At 63.5% G+C, this 17,660-nt stretch carries 19 protein-coding genes; 10 read left to right on the top strand and 9 right to left on the bottom strand.

Annotation, left to right across the window (positions count from 1 at the left end):
• Positions 1-111 precede the first annotated feature (111 nt).
• The 4 genes from G7047_RS05120 (at position 112) to G7047_RS05105 (ending at position 4,783) form a co-directional block, all read left to right on the top strand.
• Positions 112-1,590: an aldehyde dehydrogenase gene (locus G7047_RS05120; RefSeq protein WP_166301680.1), complete on the top strand. Its 1,479-nt coding sequence runs from the start codon at positions 112-114 to the stop codon at positions 1,588-1,590.
• A 22-nt stretch (positions 1,591-1,612) separates the two neighbouring features.
• Complete coding sequence (locus G7047_RS05115; protein WP_166301677.1) at positions 1,613-2,623, top strand: tripartite tricarboxylate transporter substrate binding protein; 1,011 nt, start codon at positions 1,613-1,615, stop codon at positions 2,621-2,623.
• Positions 2,624-2,650: 27 nt separating this feature from the next.
• Positions 2,651-3,532, top strand: coding sequence for an NAD(P)-dependent oxidoreductase (locus G7047_RS05110; protein ID WP_166301674.1), 882 nt, complete (start codon positions 2,651-2,653; stop codon positions 3,530-3,532).
• 267 nt (positions 3,533-3,799) lie between these two features.
• Positions 3,800-4,783: a tripartite tricarboxylate transporter substrate binding protein gene (locus G7047_RS05105; protein ID WP_166301671.1), complete on the top strand. Its 984-nt coding sequence runs from the start codon at positions 3,800-3,802 to the stop codon at positions 4,781-4,783.
• On the opposite strand, the gene arfB is transcribed toward G7047_RS05105, so the two are convergent.
• The 6 genes from arfB to G7047_RS05075 form a co-directional block, all read right to left on the bottom strand.
• Complete coding sequence (arfB, locus tag G7047_RS05100; RefSeq protein WP_166301668.1) at positions 4,784-5,188, bottom strand: alternative ribosome rescue aminoacyl-tRNA hydrolase ArfB; 405 nt, start codon at positions 5,186-5,188, stop codon at positions 4,784-4,786.
• Positions 5,189-5,202: 14 nt separating this feature from the next.
• Complete coding sequence (locus G7047_RS05095; RefSeq protein WP_166301665.1) at positions 5,203-6,084, bottom strand: alpha/beta fold hydrolase; 882 nt, start codon at positions 6,082-6,084, stop codon at positions 5,203-5,205.
• A gap of 5 nt (positions 6,085-6,089) precedes the next feature.
• Complete coding sequence (aroQ, locus tag G7047_RS05090) at positions 6,090-6,542, bottom strand: type II 3-dehydroquinate dehydratase (RefSeq protein WP_166301662.1); 453 nt, start codon at positions 6,540-6,542, stop codon at positions 6,090-6,092.
• 155 nt (positions 6,543-6,697) lie between these two features.
• Entirely contained in the window at positions 6,698-7,054 is a 357-nt protein-coding gene (locus G7047_RS05085; RefSeq protein ID WP_166301659.1) for a hypothetical protein, read from the bottom strand.
• Positions 7,055-7,292: 238 nt separating this feature from the next.
• Positions 7,293-7,628 carry a hypothetical protein gene (locus G7047_RS05080; protein WP_166301656.1) on the bottom strand — a complete coding sequence of 112 codons (336 nt, stop codon included), beginning with the start codon at positions 7,626-7,628 and terminating at the stop codon, positions 7,293-7,295.
• Positions 7,629-7,732: 104 nt separating this feature from the next.
• Positions 7,733-8,206 carry an Lrp/AsnC ligand binding domain-containing protein gene (locus G7047_RS05075; protein ID WP_166311890.1) on the bottom strand — a complete coding sequence of 158 codons (474 nt, stop codon included), beginning with the start codon at positions 8,204-8,206 and terminating at the stop codon, positions 7,733-7,735.
• Positions 8,207-8,316: 110 nt separating this feature from the next.
• On the opposite strand from G7047_RS05075, the gene putA reads away from it, so the two are divergent.
• From putA to G7047_RS05050, 5 genes are all read left to right on the top strand, one after another.
• A complete protein-coding gene (gene putA, locus G7047_RS05070; RefSeq protein WP_166301653.1) occupies positions 8,317-12,057 on the top strand; it encodes a trifunctional transcriptional regulator/proline dehydrogenase/L-glutamate gamma-semialdehyde dehydrogenase in 3,741 nt (1,246 codons plus the stop codon).
• Positions 12,058-12,173: 116 nt separating this feature from the next.
• Positions 12,174-12,989, top strand: a complete 816-nt coding sequence (locus G7047_RS05065) for a TlpA disulfide reductase family protein (protein ID WP_166301650.1) — start codon at positions 12,174-12,176, stop codon at positions 12,987-12,989.
• A gap of 93 nt (positions 12,990-13,082) precedes the next feature.
• Entirely contained in the window at positions 13,083-13,400 is a 318-nt protein-coding gene (locus G7047_RS05060; RefSeq protein WP_166311889.1) for a helix-turn-helix transcriptional regulator, read from the top strand.
• Entirely contained in the window at positions 13,397-13,843 is a 447-nt protein-coding gene (locus G7047_RS05055) for a YeeE/YedE family protein (protein WP_166301647.1), read from the top strand. Before G7047_RS05060 ends, G7047_RS05055 begins: the two co-directional genes overlap by 4 nt.
• 27 nt (positions 13,844-13,870) lie before the next feature.
• Positions 13,871-14,287, top strand: coding sequence for a YeeE/YedE family protein (locus G7047_RS05050; protein WP_166301644.1), 417 nt, complete (start codon positions 13,871-13,873; stop codon positions 14,285-14,287).
• A 7-nt stretch (positions 14,288-14,294) separates the two neighbouring features.
• Here the strand turns inward: G7047_RS05050 and chrA are convergent, their stop codons facing one another.
• The gene (gene chrA, locus G7047_RS05045; protein ID WP_166301641.1) at positions 14,295-15,470 is read right to left on the bottom strand and encodes a chromate efflux transporter; all 1,176 of its coding nucleotides are present in this window, start codon (positions 15,468-15,470) and stop codon (positions 14,295-14,297) included.
• Positions 15,471-15,490: 20 nt separating this feature from the next.
• On the bottom strand, positions 15,491-16,186 hold the full coding sequence (locus tag G7047_RS05040; RefSeq protein WP_166301638.1) for a hypothetical protein: 696 nt from the start codon (positions 16,184-16,186) through the stop codon (positions 15,491-15,493).
• Positions 16,187-16,459: 273 nt separating this feature from the next.
• Between G7047_RS05040 and G7047_RS05035 the strand changes: the two genes are divergently transcribed.
• Entirely contained in the window at positions 16,460-16,744 is a 285-nt protein-coding gene (locus G7047_RS05035; protein WP_166301635.1) for a hypothetical protein, read from the top strand.
• A gap of 7 nt (positions 16,745-16,751) precedes the next feature.
• Here G7047_RS05035 and G7047_RS05030 read toward each other — a convergent pair whose 3' ends face one another.
• A complete protein-coding gene (locus tag G7047_RS05030) occupies positions 16,752-17,426 on the bottom strand; it encodes a DNA/RNA non-specific endonuclease (RefSeq protein ID WP_371813850.1) in 675 nt (224 codons plus the stop codon).
• Between the last annotated feature and the right edge of the window lie 234 nt (positions 17,427-17,660).

Below are 17,660 nucleotides of genomic sequence, written 5' to 3'. Positions count from 1 at the left end.
GAAATGGAAAGCGCCACAACTCCCGATTTACTTTCGATTTGACCGCAACGACGATGGATTCGGGAACGTTGCGACCTCACTCTCACATAACAAACCCCAGCAGGAGACACAGTGACTCAACAGTACCAACTCTTCATTGACGGCCAGTACGTCGCCCCCTCCAACGGGCGCACCATGCCCAGCGTGAACCCCTACACAGGCGAAGTCTGGGCACACATTCCCGATACCGATGCCGCCGATGTCGAGCATGCGGTGGCCGCCGCCGAGCGCGCCTACCAGACCGTCTGGCGCCAGACCCCGGGCGTCGCACGTGCGGTGCTGATGAACAAGCTGGCCGGGCTGATCGAAGCGCAGGCCGAGCGCATGTCCATCATCGAGACCACCGACAACGGCAAAGTGATCCGCGAGACCTCCTCGCAGATGAAATGGGTGGGACGCCAGTTGCGCTTCTTCGCGGGCTATGCGGACAAGCTGTATGGCCAGCAGATTCCGCTCGACCAGCCCGATGTGCTGGACTATGTGATGTACGAGCCCTACGGCGTCGTGGGCCTGATCACCGCATGGAACTCGCCGCTGTCGCTGCTCGCCAACAAGCTCGCGCCCGCACTCGCTGCAGGCAATTGCGTGGTGGTGAAACCATCGGAGCACGCATCGGCATCGACCCTTGAATTCGCGGCACTGGTGCAGGAGGCGGGCTTTCCGCCAGGCGTCTTCAACGTGGTGACGGGCGGCGCGCAAGTCGGTCAGGCGCTGGTCAATGCCAAGGGCGTGTCGCGCGTGAGCTTCACCGGCAGCCCCGGCGTCGGTCGCGAGATCGCCGCAGCAGCCGGTCGTCGCCTGATCCCCGTGACGCTGGAACTGGGCGGCAAGTCGCCCAACATCATCTTTGACGACGCCGACATCGGCAAGGCCGTGATCGGCGCGCTCGCGGGCATCTTCGGCGCCACCGGGCAGACCTGCGTGGCGGGCTCACGTTTACTGGTGCAGCGCGGCGTGTACGAGCAGGTCCTCAAGGGCGTGGCGGAACGCGCTGCGCAGATCCGCCTGGGCGATCCACTGGACCCGAAAACCGAGATGGGCACGGTCGCCAACGAGCCCCAGTTCAAGCGCATTCTGGGATCGATCGAACGCGCCCAACAGGTCGGCGCGCGCTTGGTGACAGGAGGCCGCCGCGCCACCGGACCGGGTCTCGACAAGGGCTACTTCATCGAGCCCACGGTGTTTGCCGACGTGAGCAACGACAGCGAACTCGCACAGGAAGAAATCTTCGGCCCGGTGCTGGCCGTCATTCCATTCGATACCGAAGAGCAGGCCATCTCCATGGCGAACGACAGCCGTTATGGCCTGGCCGCAGGCATCTGGTCGCGCGACATCAACCGCGTCATGCGCGTGAGCCGCGCCATGCAGGCGGGCAGCGTCTGGGTCAACACCTACCGTGCCTTGGCCGCGCAGGCACCGTTTGGCGGATTCAAGGAATCGGGCATCGGCCGCGAGCGCGGCGAGGTCGGTCTGCACGAATATCTCACGACCCGCAACGTGATGATCGACTTCTCCAACGCCGAGCGCGATCCGTTCGCCATCAAGAACTGACACCACAATCCAGGAGACAAACGTGCCATTCAACAACCCGCCCAACCATCCGCCGCCAAGGCTGCGCCGCCGCTCGCTTCTGCTCGCCGCAGCAGGCACGGTGGCCGCGCCCTACTGCCGCGCCAACGCCTCGGACTATCCCAACAAGCCCATCAAACTGGTGGTGCCCTTCCCACCCGGCGGCTCCGTAGACACCGTGGCGCGCACGCTCGCGCCGCAGTTGCAGTTGCAGCTCAACCAGCCCGTGGTGATCGAGAACCGCCCAGGCGCCAACAGCGTGATCGGCGCGCAGTCCGTCAAACGCGCGCCACCGGACGGATACACCATCTTGCTGAACGCATCGCTGCAGGTGGTGAACCCGTTGATCATGACTTCCACCACCTACGATCAGGACAAGGACTTCGCGCCGATCACCTATGTCGGCGCGCTGCCCCAACTCGTGCTGGTGTCCGCCAACAGCCCCTACAACACATTGAAGGACATGCTGGAAGACGCACGCAAGCGTCCCGGCGAGGTGCAGTGGGCGACTGCCGCATATGGCGCAGCGGGTCATCTCGCGGCTGAGCTGCTGGCATCACGCGCACAGGTGAAGATGCCCATCGTTCCGTACAAGGGCGGCAGCCCGGCGCTCAACGATCTGATCGGCGGCCACGTGCACGCGATGATCGAGCCCATGGCGTCGGCCTATCCGCAGGTCAAAGGCGGACGCCTGAAGGCACTGGCTGTCACCACCGCCAAGCGACTGCCCGACCTGCCCGATCTTCCCACCGTGGCCGAAAGCGGATTCAACGGCTTCGACATGCCAAGCTGGTACGGCTTCTGGGCGCCCACGGGCACGCCCGCTGCCGCCGTCGCACGCATCAATGCAGAAGTGCGCACGGCCATGCAGGCACCTGCTGTGGTGACCAAGTTCTCGTCGATGTTCTTTCAACCCGTGGCCTCATCGCCAACGGAGTTTTCCACCTTCATCCAGCGCGAGACCAGCCTGTACAAAGACCTGGTCGCGACTGCGAAGATCAAGGTTGAAGACTGAACACCCCCTATCCAGGAGACAACATAAATGAACACCCCCATCCAGAAAATTGGCTTCATCGGACTCGGCGTCATGGGAGAACCCATGTGCGCCAATCTGCTGCGCAAGTCCGGGCTACCCGTCACCATATTCGACCAGACCACAGCCCCCATCGAACGCCTGAAAGAACAAGGCGCAAAGACCGCCGACTCCATTGAAGCCGTGGCCGTGCAGGCCGATGTGGTGTTTCTCTCGCTGCCCTCGATCAAGCAGGTGGAAGTGGTTGCGACAGCACTGCTGAACGCAGCCGTGAAGCCGCGCATGATCGTGGACATGAGCACGAGCGACGTGGCGAAAACGCGCGCCCTCGCGGAAAAAGTGAAGGCAGCAGGGATCGAATATGTCGACGCGCCGGTTGCCCGCACCAAGGAAGCGGCGGTCAACGGCACGCTGTTCATTACGGTGGGGGCCACCCCAGAACAGTTCCAGCAGCTTCAGCCCCTGCTCTCGCACTTGGGTAGCGATGTGCTGCATTGCGGCGGCACGGGCTGTGGGCAGATCGTCAAGATCCTCAACAACATCACGGTGCTGATGAGCGTGAACGCCCTCGCGGAGGTGCTGACCATCGGGCGCAAGGCGGGTATGGACAGCAAGGAACTGTTCGAGGCCCTGTCCAAAGGTTCCGCCGACAGCTTCGTGCTGCGCAACCACGGCATGAAATACATGGTGCCCGACAACTTTCCAGAGAAAGTGTTCCCGGTCGACTACGCGCTCAAAGACGCGTCGCTCGCTCTGGCCTTGGCCGAAGAAGCGGGCTTCAAACCGCACATTGCGCAATACACCTGTGACCTGCTCAAAAGGACACAGGAGGCGGGTTTCTCGCAGAACTACCACCCAGTGATGATCAAACTGGTGGACGGCCGCGCATAGGCTCAAACCTCGCGCCATCGCTCGACGGCCTTCACAACTCGGGCCCGCGATCCATCGGTCGCGGGCTTGGCCATTTCCGCTCCATCTGCGCTTCATTGCCGCCGCGCGCAGACACCTCGACCAGTCATTGCGCACATGAATAAATGAATTGACACCGGCAATTTGTGGGCGATCTCCTGTCTCGCCAGAATTTGATTTCGAGCAAATTCTTGTTTCAAGACAAGTGCTTTGCGAATGACAACGACAAGGCATGCAAGGAGCAAATCCATGGCGATCAACAGGCGTGAATTCATCGGGGCGACGGCGGCCGCCGCTGGTGGACTCTTTTCTTCGAACCCGATGGCCCAGCCCAAGGCCTATCCCGACCGGCCCATCAAGATCATCGTCCCGTTCGCACCCGGTGGCGGCACGGATTTTTCTGCGCGCATCTACAGCACGGCCCTCGCAGAACGCATCGGGCAACCCGTCATCGTGGAAAACAAGCCGGGAGCGGCCTCCACCATCGGCACCAACCTGGCGCTCAAATCAGCCCCTGACGGATACACGCTGCTGGTGATTTCGGGCAGTTACGTGGTCAACCCCAGCCTGTACAAGCTCGACTTCGACCCGGTTCAGGACATCACGCCGATCATCCAGCTCACCGAAAGCGGCTATGTGCTCGCGGTCAACGCCAAGTTTCCAGCGAAGAATCTCGCGGAGCTGATCGAGATGATGCGCGCCCGGCCCGGCGAAATCTCGTATGCATCCAGCGGCCAGGGCGGGCATCTGCAGGTCGTCACCGAATACATGCTCGGCCTTGCCAAGGTGAAGGCCAAGCACATCCCCTATCGCGGCACCGGACCCGGACTGGCCGACCTGCTCGCGGGCACCGTAGACATGATGTTCGGCGGAACCGAGGCCATCATGCAGCATGTGGCGGCTGGCAAGCTGCGCGCGCTGGCAGTGGGCACGCCGCATCGGCTCAGTGCTTTTCCCGACGTCCCCACCGTTGCCGAGGCCGGCGTGCCGGGCTACGACGTGGTCGCATGGCACGGGATGATTGCGCCCAAGGGAATTCCCCCGCACATCGTGGCGCTGCTGAACCGGCACATGAACGAGATCGTCCACGACCAGGCGCTCAAGAAGAAAACTGCTCATCTCGGCGTCGATGGATTTGGCGGCACGCCAGATCAGTTCCAGAAGCTGCTCAAGTTGGAGGTGGATCGCTATGCGCAGGTGATTCGCGACGCCAACATCAGGGCAGGCTCGTGATCAGTCCGAGCCCCTGACGCGTCCGCGCTGTGCCTTGACACTTGAGCGCTGCGTCTTGCTCTGCAGCCTGCGCTGCTGCGAGCCCCAAGTCGGCTTGGTCGCACGACGGGCACGGCGCACAACGGCCACGCTGTCGACGATCTCCTGCAGGCGCTGCAGGCCGTCGATGCGGTTGGCTTCTTGCGTGCGGTGCTGCTGGGCCTTGATGACGATGACGCCGTCCTGCGTGAGCCGCTGATCGCTGAGTGCGAGCAGTCGCTCCTTGATCTCATCGGGCAGCGACGATGCGGACACGTCGAAGCGCAGATGCACAGCGCTCGAGACCTTGTTGACGTTCTGCCCGCCCGCACCCTGCGCACGGATAAAACGGAACTCCACCTCGCGTTCGTCGACCTGCGGTGTCATGCCCATCGCGCTCATCACGCGCCCTCGCCGTCTTTCAAGGCCGCTAGCAAGGCGTCGAGAAACGCCTTGGGGCGCTCAAACTGCACCCAATGTCCGCAATCGGGAACCAGCGCAAAGCCGCGAAAATCCGGTGCCGCTGTGGCGTAAGCCTGCTCCAACGCAGCGATCCATGCCTTGTAGAGCGCGTCCTGCGCGCCGTAGATGGCATGCACCGGACAGCTCACCTGCGGCAGCGAGCGAGCGAGGATGTCGGTGTGCGCCAAGCGACGCCGCTGCATGCGGTCGCGCACTACGTTGGCGACATGCACCTGCAGGGCCTCGCCCTCGATCAGCGCATGGTCCAACAGCATCAACGCGCCGAGGTTGAAGCGGTGCACGTCGAGCTGCTTTTCGGGCGACAGGTGACGCCAGGCTTTAAGCTCGAACTGCCGCTTGGGCACCACACCCATTGCGGGCGCGCCTACCAGCACGAGTTGACGCGCCAGTTCGGGATGCGCAGCGAGTAGCATGCCCGCCGTCATCCCGCCGAACGAGAAACCGACCAGATCGCACTGCTGCAGACCAAACAGCTCGCGCATGCTCTCGCACAGCGGCTCGATGATGGCGTCCGCGTCGCTGCCGACTTCCGGCGCGGCCGAGTCGCCAAAGCCCGGTAGATCGACCGCCCAGACCTGCCGGCCTGCGGCGACCAGATCGGCGATGTTGCGGATCCAGTGCATCCAGCTGCCGCTGCCGCCATGGAACAGCACCAGCGGCAGATCACCCTCGGCCAGCTCGCCCCATACATGCCAGACGATATCGCCATTGGTACTTGCTGTGCGGTACACCGTGGCCGACGCTTCCAGCGGAGCTGCCGATGCGGGCGGCGGCAACTGTGCGAGAACTTCCTCTGACATGGCGCTCACGCCTTCCATCCGGCCATCGCGTCGATTGCCAGACCGTAGCCCGCCACGCCAAAGCCGCACATCACCGCCTTGGCGGCGGCAGAAAGATAGGAGTGGTGGCGGAAGGCCTCACGCGCGTGCACATTGCTGATGTGCAGCTCGATCATCGGCACGCCCGTGCCCTTCACCGCATCGAGCAGCGCCACGCTCGTGTGCGTGTAGGCCGCAGCATTGAACACCAGGCCGCGCAGCTTGCCCTCGGCATGCAGGCGGCCTGCCTCGTGGATCCAGTCGACGAGGTCGCCCTCGTGATTGCTCTGGCGAAACACCAGATCGAAGCCGTGGCGCTGACAGGCAGTCGCGCAGATCTTTTCGACATCCGCCAGCGTCTGCGATCCATAGACCGCCGGTTCACGCGTGCCGAGCAGGTTGAGGTTGGGGCCGTTGAGGACAAAAACGCTTGGGGTCATGGTGTTCTTCTGATGCTGAGGAGAAATCGCCGCACCCGCACCTTCAGGAAGTACTTGCCAGACGCGGGCTGTCAATGGTGATTATCGTTCTCCCAAAACGAAAAACGGCCCCAACGGGCCGTTCGCACGCAAAACGCAGATATCAGCGCAGTATCTCAGCGCCAATTGCGGTCGCGATGGTGGTGATGACGATGACCACCACGATACCCACCACCGTAGTAGACGGCAGGAGGTGCCACCACGACCGGCGGGGCGTAATAAACCGGTCGCGCAGGACGGTAATACACCGGAGGTGGCTGCGGAACATAGACAGGTTGGGGCGCGTAGTACGCCGGAGGCGGTGCGTAGTAATAAGGCTGTGGTGCTGCGACGCCCACGGCCACGCCGGGGACGCCAATGCCGACAGACCAAGACACACCACCGTGCGCCTGCGCAGTACCAGCAGCTGTCAACATTGCCAGAGCCAAGCTCGCACTGGCAGCCAGAGCGTACAGAGAGCGACTTTGGATCATGAAATTCTCCTTGAAACAATGGTGAGAGCGGAAGGATTTCACTGGCGCTCACCGACTTCGGCGTTGGGGTTCTCACTCCATAACGCGCGACATGCCGTTCAGGATGTCATGATCTTTGACAATTGTTGTGTCTGAAAGTTGCAGAGCGCGAGATAGACAGGATGTATCCGTTTGCAATAGCTCGAGAAACACATCTGCCGTGTCGTTCAGAAGTTACAAAACACGACGACTAAGTCATTCAACTGCGGCCGGCGCGACGCGGGTTTCGCGGGCTCATGGTGCGAAAGCCATCCCCCTCAATCTCGACGATGGCCTGCGGTTGCAGCTTGTTGAAGTCGATCTCGCAGCCCTGACTGTTGGGCGTGAAGACCAGCTTGGCGCCCGGTGCGACCGCGGGAACCGTCTGGTGCAGCGGTCGTGAAAGGTCCACCGGAGATTGTGTGGAGCGATAGAGCAGCTCGCTTTTAGCACTGTAAAGTTCATAGCAAGCCGCTTGCGCCTGAGATGTCGACAGAACGCAAAGCAATGCCGCCGCGAACAGGCCGCCAGCGCGCGAAATTGAAGACTTGGTCATATCGCTCTCCCTTCGAACTATTCGGCATCGGTGTGCCGTCATGCATTCCATTATTGCTACTTGGCTCGCAAAAGCCATAGCGGTTTTCAACTAGTTCTGCATCGTCACGTACCAACATGCAGATGAGTGGAGTTCTTCACCTCCTCCATGACCGCGTAGGTCCGCGTCTCGCGCACGCCAGGGAGCTGCCAGAGCACCTCGCCCGCGAAGCGGCGATAGGCCTCCATGTCGGCCTGCCGGGTCTTGAGCAGGTAATCAAAACCGCCCGCGACCATGTGGCACTCCATGATTTCCAAGCGCGTCTGCACCGCTGCGTTGAACTGCTCGAACACATGGGGCGTGGTCCGGTCGAGCAGCACCTCGACGAACACCAGCATGCCCGCACCCAGCAGCAACGGATTGAGCCGCGCCTCGTAGCCGAGGATGTAGCCGTCGCGCGTGAGCCGCTGCACCCGCGCCAGCACGGCGGTGGGCGACAGCGTCACCTCCTCGGCGAGCTTGAGGTTGGCGATTCGGCCATCCCGCTGGAGGATATTCAATATCTTTCTGTCAATCCTGTCTATTTCCACTACAAAAATCCTTTTTCGAATTGAATCATTCGCTATCAACCCTCATATTTTGAACATTAATTCTGTCGCAAAACCGAGATGATCGCCACATACTGAAATTCAGCCACTCACCGCACACCATGAACACTGCCCCAGCCTCTGCTCACCCGGCCTTCGCCCCCCGCGTCCAGCACGATGACGCCCTGCGTCAGGCCATCACCGCCGCCTGCCGCATCGACGAGCCCGAGGCCATCGCCCCGCTGCTCACCATGGCGCGCGTGCCTGCTGACAAGCAGGGAGCAGTGCACGACCTCGCGCTGCAGTTGGCGCGCAATCTGCGCGAACGCAAGTCCGACCAAGGCCGTGCGGGCATCGTGCAGGGGTTGCTGCAGGAGTTCGCGCTGTCATCACAGGAGGGTGTAGCGCTGATGTGTCTGGCCGAGGCGCTACTGCGCATTCCCGACGCTGCCACGCGCGACGCGCTGATCCGCGACAAGATCAGCAACGGCGACTGGGACCGCCATCTGGGCAAGAGTCCGTCGCTGTTCGTGAACGCCGCCACCTGGGGCCTGCTCATCACCGGCAAGCTGGTGGGAACGCACAGCGAGGGCGGACTCAAAGACGCCCTGCGCCGCATCACCGCGCGCGGCGGCGAGCCGCTGATCCGCAAGGGCGTGGACATGGCCATGCGCATGATGGGCGAGCAGTTCGTGACTGGCGAGACGATTGCCGAGGCGCTCAAGCACGCCGCGCCGCTTGAGGCCGAGGGCTTTCGCTATTCCTACGACATGCTGGGCGAAGCCGCGCTCACAGCCGACGATGCCGAGCGCTACATGCAGTCCTATGTGGACGCAATCAACGCCATCGGCAAGGCCTCCAACGGGCGCGGCGTCTACGAAGGCCCGGGCATCTCGATCAAGCTCAGCGCCCTGCACCCGCGCTACAGCCGCGCGCAGCACCAGCGCGTGATGGACGAGCTGTACCCCCGCGTGCTCAAGCTCGCCAACCTCGCGCGCCAGCACGACATCGGCCTGAACATCGACGCCGAAGAGGCCGACCGCCTTGAGATCTCGCTTGACCTGCTCGAGCGCCTGTGCCACGAGCCCTCCTTGCGAGGCTTCAAGGGCATCGGCTTCGTCATTCAGGCGTATCAGAAACGCTGCCCCTTCGTCATCGATTTCGTGATCGATCTGGCGCGCCGCACCGATCATCGATTGATGGTGCGCCTCGTCAAGGGCGCCTACTGGGACAGCGAGATCAAGCGCGCGCAGGTCGACGGCCTGGCCGACTACCCGGTCTACACGCGCAAGTCGCACACCGACGTGTCCTACATCGCCTGCGCGCGCAAGCTGCTCGCCGCGCCCGACGCCGTCTATCCGCAGTTCGCCACGCACAACGCGCAGACGCTGGCCACCCTCTACACGCTGGCCGACCCTGCGACCTACGCACCGGGCCAATATGAATTCCAGTGCCTGCACGGCATGGGCGAACCGCTGTACGAACAAGTCGTCGGCAGCCAGAAGGGCAAGCTCGGCCGCCCCTGCCGGGTCTACGCTCCCGTCGGCACGCACGAAACGCTGCTCGCCTACCTCGTGCGCCGCCTGCTGGAAAACGGCGCCAACACCTCGTTCGTGAACCGCGTGGCCGACAACCATCTGCCACTCGAGTCACTGATCGAAAATCCGGTTGACACCGTCGATGCCGACACGAAGAAGGAAGGCACGGCCGCCCTGCCCCATCCGCGCATTCCTCTGCCGCCCGCGCTCTACGGCACCGAACGCCGCAACTCCGCTGGCCTCGATCTTTCAAGCGAATTCGTGCTCGCGGACATTGATGCCGCGCTGCACGCAAGCGCCACACAGCCGCCCCATGCAGTGCCGCTGATCGCGGGCCGCCGCAGCCAAGGCGAGATCGTCAACGTCACCAACCCCGCCGACCGCCGCGAGCTAGTCGGTCAGGTGCAGGAAGCGACCGAGGCCGATGTCGACGCCGCGCTGACGGCCGCTCAGGCCGCTCAAAATGCATGGGCCGCGACCGCTCCCACCGAACGCGCGGCGCTGCTGTGCAAGACCGCCGATCTGCTGGAAGCCGAGCTGCTACCGCTCATCGCCCTGACGATGCGCGAGGCCGGAAAAACGGCAGCCAACGCCGTCGCCGAAGTGCGCGAGGCCGTGGACTTTCTGCGCTACTACGCCGCACAGGCCGAGCTGCTGCAAAGCGATGCGGCAAGCTATGCGCCGCTCGGCCCGGTCACCTGCATCAGCCCCTGGAATTTTCCGCTCGCGATCTTCGTGGGCCAGGTCTCAGCGGCGCTCGCCGCAGGCAACACCGTGCTCGCCAAGCCTGCCGAGCAGACCCCGCTGATCGCCGCCCACGCCGTGCGCCTGCTGCACCGCGCGGGCGTGCCCGAGGCCGTGGTGCAACTGCTGCCGGGTCGCGGTGAGACCGTGGGTGCCGCGCTGGTCGGGGATGCCCGCGTGATGGGCGTGATGTTCACCGGCTCGACCGAGGTCGCGCGCATCCTGCAGCGCAATCTCTCCAAGCGTTTCGATGCCCACGGCCAGCCGATTCCATTGATCGCTGAAACCGGTGGGCAGAACGCGCTGATCGTCGACTCGTCCGCGCTGGTCGAGCAGGTGGTCGTCGACGTTGTGTCGTCCGCGTTCGACAGCGCCGGCCAACGCTGCTCCGCGCTGCGCGTGCTCTGCGTGCAGGCCGACGTGGCCGAGCGTGTGAGCACCATGCTGCGCGGCGCGATGCAGGAACTGCATGTGGGCGACACCACGCGCCTGGCGGTGGACATGGGCCCGGTGATCGACGAAGAGGCGCGCGGCACCATAGAAGCGCACATCGAAAACATGCGCGCCAAGGGCCACGCGATCTTCCAACCGCAGGTTCAAATGGATGAGCTCGCGAACGGCAGCTTCGTGAAGCCGACGCTGATCGCCCTGAACACCATCGCCGATCTGGGCCGCGAGGTGTTCGGTCCGGTGCTGCACCTGGTGCGCTATGAGCGCGAGAATCTCGATCAGTTGCTCGACCAGATCAACGGCACAGGCTACGGCCTCACGCAAGGTCTGCACACGCGCATCGACGAAACGGTGAACAAGGTCATCGAACGCGCGCAGGCCGGCAACCTCTATGTGAACCGCAACATCGTCGGCGCGGTCGTAGGCGTGCAGCCGTTCGGCGGCGAAGGCCTCTCGGGCACGGGCCCCAAGGCGGGCGGCCCGCTCTACATGCTGCGATTGATGACGCGCCACCCCGCAAGCGCCGCTCGCACGGCCCTCGCGCGCACGGCAGCCAAGGTGCCCGACCTCAGCGCACAGCGCATCCTGCAGGCACCGCTGCAGGCCCTGAGCGACTGGGCCGCACAGCACCAACGCAGCCGCGCACGCACCGCCTGTGCAGCCCATGCCGAATCGGCCTGCGCAGGCATGCTCTGTACCCTGCCCGGCCCCACCGGCGAACGCAACGAATACCGCGTGCTGCCGCGCGAGCAAGTGCTCTGCATCGCCCCCGATGACGATGCCTTGCTCGTGCAACTGAGCGCCGTGCTCGCCGTCGGATCGCGCGCTCTCTGGCCCAGTACCGCGCAGACCCTGCATGCGCAACTGCCCGCTGCCGTACAGCAGCGCATTGTGCTCGCAAGCGACTGGAGCCGCGACAGCGTGCACTTCGACGTGGTGCTGCATGCGGGCGACGACGCGTCGCTCCAGCAGCTCTGCGAACAGATCGCGCAGCGCCCCGGCGCGATCATCAACGTCACGCATGTTGGCAACGACGACCGCGTAGCACTCGAGCGCCTCGTGCTGGAGCGCGCGCTCAGCGTGAACACGGCGGCTGCGGGTGGCAACGCCAGCCTGATGACGCTGGCCTGAACGGAGAGCCCATATCAGGGAACCCACAAGGAACCATTTGCAGGCCCCATAGTCGATATGCTCGACGGTTCATTCCCGAACCGCAAAGAGCACAGATAAAGGCAAAGCGACTTTCCATGGGGCAAACACTGCAAATCGGTCCTCTCACGCTCGCGTGGGCTCTCATCGTTCTTTTCATCGGCTGGTTTGCCAGCACGCATATGGCCGAGCGCCTCGCGCGCAAGCAAGGAGTGAAGATCGAAAAGCATGTCTGGCTGATCGCTCTGCTGGGCCTTGTAGCAGCACGTCTGGCCTTTGTCGCGCAGTACGCATCTGCCTACTCCGGGAGCCTGTGGGCCATCATCGACATCCGCGATGGCGGCTGGGAGCCGGTCGTCGGCCTGATCGCCATCGGCGTCTACGTGCTCGCGCTGTGGGTGTGGCAAAGCAAGGCGGCCAAGGCCGTGACGACGGGTGCCGCGCTGTTCTGCGCGATCTGGCTTGGCGGCACGTTTGGCCTGTCGATGCTCGCGCCAAGCAACGCCACGCTGCCGCAGTTCACCGGCGTGGCGCTCGATGCGCAATCCGTGTCGCTGCCCGCATTGAAGGGCCAGCCCGTGGTCGTCAACCTCTGGGCCACCTGGTGCCCGCCCTGCCGCCGCGAAATGCCGGTGCTGATGGCCGCAGAAAAGGCGCATCCCAACGTACGCTTTGTCTACGTCAATCAGGGCGAAAAACCTGAGGCTGTGCTGCGCTACGTGCAGCAGATCGGCATGAGCCCAGGCAGCGTGGTACTCGACGGCGAGGAAAGCCTGAGCCGCATGGTGCAGCAGCGCGCCCTGCCCACCACCCTGTTCTTCGACGCCGAGGGCAAGCAGGTGGCGGTGCGCTCGGGCGAACTTTCGGCCGCAACACTGACCCAGCATCTCGAACAGATCGTGGGTAGCCGATGAATGACAACCCGAGCACGCAGACAATATACTTTAAAATAGAATGTCTGCATCGTGAAAGATCAGACCCAACACCCCGCAACTGCCGCCCCCGAGATGCCAGCGCTCGACATCCATTCCCTGCGCGCGCATGCGGGCGAAGCCGTTTCCATGCTCAAGCTGCTGGGCAATGAAGACCGCCTGCTGCTGCTGTGCCAAATGGCCGAGTGCGAGCGTACCGTGGGCGAGTTGCAGGCGCTCACCGGCATAGCCCAGCCTACGCTCTCGCAGCAGCTAGGCGTGTTGCGCCGCGAAGGCGTGGTGGACACGCGCCGCGAAGGCAAGTTCATCTGGTATCACCTTGCCGATGGGCGGGCGCTCGATCTGATGCAGCACATTCACCGGCTTTTCTGCGCGAAAGGAGCGCAAGCATGACCACCATTCTCTGGGACTCGTTCCAGCCCGGCCCTGCCCTTGCGGGCGGTGTGCTGATCGGCGTGGCCAGCACCATGCTCATCGTGCTGATCGGCCGCATCGCGGGCATCAGCGGCATCCTCGGCACGCTGATGCAGCGCGACGCCTGGGCGCATTACTTCGGCTGGGGTTGGCGGCTGGCGTTCATCGTCGGCCTTCTTGTGTCGCCCTTCGTGTGGCAACTGTTCGCGCCGCTGCCCGCGGTGGAAATGCCCAGCAACCCGCGCATCATTGTGCTCGCCGGACTGCTCGTGGGCTTCGGCACGCGGCTCGGATCCGGCTGCACCAGCGGGCACGGCGTTTGCGGGCTCTCGCGCCTGTCAAAACGCTCGCTCGCGGCCACTGCCACCTTCATCGGATTCGGCGCACTCACCGTGTTCGTGATGCGCCATGTGCTGAACTGAACCGACCCACAACAGGATCGCACCACCATGCTTTCGATACTTTCCGCACTTGTCGCCGGGTTGATCTTCGGCCTCGGGCTGATGCTCTCCGGCATGGGCAACCCGGCCAAGGTTCAGAATTTTCTGGATTTCTTCGGCACCTGGGACCCATCCCTCGCCCTTGTGATGGTGGGCGCCATCGCCGTCGGCCTGATCGCCTTCAGTTGGGCCAAGCGCCGCAAGACCGCCCTGCTCGGCGAGCCCATGCAGTTGCCCACCGCCAGCGTGATCGACACGCGATTGCTGCTCGGCTCGGCCATGTTCGGCATCGGCTGGGGCCTCGCGGGCTTCTGCCCCGGACCGGCGCTGATGAACCTTTTTACGATGCACAAAGAAGTGGTGATCTTCGTCGTCTCGATGGTCGTAGGCATGCTGCTGCAGCAAACTTGGGCCCGCAAGAAATAGCCAACCATCAGAACCCTGCAGTGAATCCCCAAGCTGCAGCGATCAGCACCACCCACACCGGCGACCAGCGCGCAAACACCAGCAGCCCGAATGCGAACACTGCCAGCGCGAAGTCGGCAGGTGCATGGATGGCGCTGGTCCACACCGGGTCATACAACGCGGCGAGCAGCACGCCGACCACGGCCGCATTCACCCCCGCCATCCCGCGCTGCACGCCGGGACGCGTGCGCAGGCTCTGCCAGAACGGCAAGGCCCCGATCACGAGCAAAAATGCAGGCAGAAAGATCGCGAACAGCATAAGCAGCGCGCTGCCCCAGCCACCCCACACCTGCAACGACGCAGGCAGGGCCGCGCCCAGATAGGCCGCAAACGTGAACAGCGGCCCCGGTACGGCCTGCGCCGCGCCATACCCGGCAAGGAATACATCGTTGGAAAGAAAAGCAGGCACCACAGCCGACTGCAGCAGCGGCAAGACCACATGCCCGCCGCCAAACACCAGCGAGCCCGCCTGATAGAACCGCGCCGCCAGCGCCAGCAGCGGTGACTGCGTGGCATCAGCCACAACAAACGAGGCCAGCAGCAGCCCGGCAAACAGCGCCAGCAGCACAGCCCCCGCGCGCGTGCCGATGCCAAAACTGTCTTGAGCCAAAGCAGTGCCTTGCGGCAGTCGCAGCGCGAATCGACCGATCAGCGCACCCAGCGCCATCACCGCGATCTGCGCCCACGCCCCCGGCACCAGCAGCACCAGCATGGCCGCCGCAATCGCCACACCAGCGCGCAAACGATCCGGACACAGCGAGCGCGCCATGCCCATCACCGCCTGCGCCACCACCGCCACGGCCACCACCTTGAGCCCATGCACGACGCCCGACTGGGCCAGCGCGAGCCAGTGCGTCACCCCAAATGCAAATACGGTCAGCGCCATAGCCGACGGCAGCGTGAACCCGACCCACGCGGCCAGCGCACCGGGCCAGCCCGCCCGCTTCATGCCCAGCGCCATACCCACCTGGCTGCTCGCAGGCCCCGGCAGAAACTGGCACAGCGCCACCAGATCGGTATAACTGCGGTCATCCAGCCAACCGCGACGCTCCACGAACTCGGTTCGGAAGTAGCCCAGATGCGCCACCGGGCCGCCAAACGAGGTCAGCCCCAGCTTGAGAAATGCGATGAAGACTTCGAGCATGGGCCGCGTGGTCTAGAGAATCACCGTGGGTGCATACCCTCTACGCCCTTGCCGTCGCTCGAGCCGCGTTCATCGCCCAATCCCAGTCGATCAAACAGCCCTCCGCCCTTGGCCGCCTCGCTGGGCGTGCGGCCGCTGCCTTGGTCAACCGACTTCATGAAATACGCCAGTCCCTCGACGGCCTCGGCCGTGTCTTCACCGCTGTTCACCGTCGCATCGATATAGCGTTCTTCACCCGTGTACACCCGCACCCAGCTACGCGGGCCGTAGGCCAGCTTTTCGACAAAGGTGAGCGGCACATCGAACGAGGTTGCCGGATAGGCAGTCGCCGTCGGCTGCAAGGATGACTTGTTGCGCACGCGAACCACCTCGCTCGCGCCCAGATGGAAATCCGCTCCGGTCACCCCCGCGCCGGTCAGATCGGGCACGCCGATGGTCAGACGCGCAATGCCTGCACGTGCGCTCGTCCAATCCGCGCCGATCACAGGACACTGGAAGGTGTTCTGCAGATTGTGCTGCCCTTGGCTGCAACCCGAGCGCAGCGGCCGAATGCTCACCAGTTTCGCGCCGGACTCCGACACACCTTCCTTCACCTGCGCCGCAATGTCATTGGCGCTGGGCTTCTTCTCGCTTTTGCCGCTGCTCGCACAACCCGTGAGCGCCATCGCGCCCGCAATGCCCAATGCGCCGAGCGCAATTGCCAACCTTGGCTTCATACCGAGTTCCTCTTTCCTTCGCTGGTCCTGCAACCGGCAAAACAGGAGACATCGACAAGCAACGCTCCCAAAACCTTGAATGGTGAATGATAGAAGAGTCGGCATGCCCAACCCACAAGGCGGGCTGATTGGACCACCTTCGGTAACGCGGGTTTTGAGTGAACTCTCGACTCCACCTATTTGCCCGCACGCAGGTCGACATTGAAACAATTTGTGCTACGCCTTTTAGAATCGGAGCAGTTCAAACATTTCACACGAGGGAGCGTATCCAGCATGGTCAAGTTCACAAGCGCATTGGCGCTCGCAGCAGCCGTGGCGGCAAGCTGCATTCCAGCGGTTGCACAGGCGCACTGCTATTCGATCTACAACGGCAAAGATGAGCTGGTCTTCCAGAGCACGCAAAGCCCCGTCGACCTGCGCCAGCCGCTCGCCGACGCAGTGAAGAAACGCTTCACCGCCGACTCCCGCATGGTCTTCACACCCAACACGGACGACTGCCCCGTCGTGGACAAGACCGTCGCGCCCGTGTCCATCCCGGAAGCCAGCAAGAAGCCCTGAACTGGCTTCAATCCGCGAGGAAGTTCAGCCCCGTCCGTCGCACGAATTCCGCATAGGAGATCGGCGGCGTCACGCGCGTCTTGGCAGCGTTCTCCTGCCAATGCACCCAGCTCTTGCCCGTGCCCGGGTCGTAGACCAGCTTGAAGACCGCCTCGGGCACGCGCACATGGTTTGCACCAATGGTCTGGGGTGACGCGCCAAACACCGGCCCGGTGATCACGAACACATCACCGTCGGCCCGGCGGATGTAGCGCCGCGTGTCCTGCTCGATCTGCCCCCACGCCCCGCCGTTGTGCTTGGGGTCCTGTGGCACCATGTTGGCCAGAGAAAAGCTCTGCGCCTTGCCCTGCTCCGTGGCCATGTCGCCCGCAGCCGCCATGTGGCCGCGTGAATAGCCTGAGCGCTTGTAGTCATCCAACTGCGCCCGGTCCGCAGACGGCAGCCGCGCCTCTGGATAGAACTTGTCTTTGCGCTTGATGTGTGCCCCCGCCTCCAACCCACGCGCATTCAGGCGCTGCGCCACATAGAGCGGCGTTTTGGTCTCGCCGGAATGCAGCACTGCGAACTCGTTGAAGCACAGCTCGCGCAGACGCGGAGCATCTTTGACGACCGGCGGGCGCGAGGGAAAGAACTGCGGGCAATCGCGGAACGATTCCGCCGACGCCGAGAAAGAAAAAAACAAAGAACCCGAAGCAAGCAAGAGCGGCACGGCTCCGAAAACAGAAAAACGCATCGGGCGAGTATGGCATTCAATAAGACATGTCTGACGAATCTCAACATGTCAATCCAGCTAATTTGACGCAATGGCTTGCTTAGAAAGTCCAAGCTTCCCGAGCACTCTTGACATCGTCTTGACGCCCACCCCCGCAGATTGAAGCAGCGCTTGATGCCCGCCTTTCTACATTGAGGCCTTCAC

The organism is Diaphorobacter sp. HDW4A (assembly GCF_011305995.1).
Lineage (GTDB): Bacteria > Pseudomonadota > Gammaproteobacteria > Burkholderiales > Burkholderiaceae_C > Diaphorobacter_A.
The sequence above is the reverse complement of the archived record's forward strand: the minus strand, read 5'-3'. Positions and strand labels throughout refer to the sequence as shown.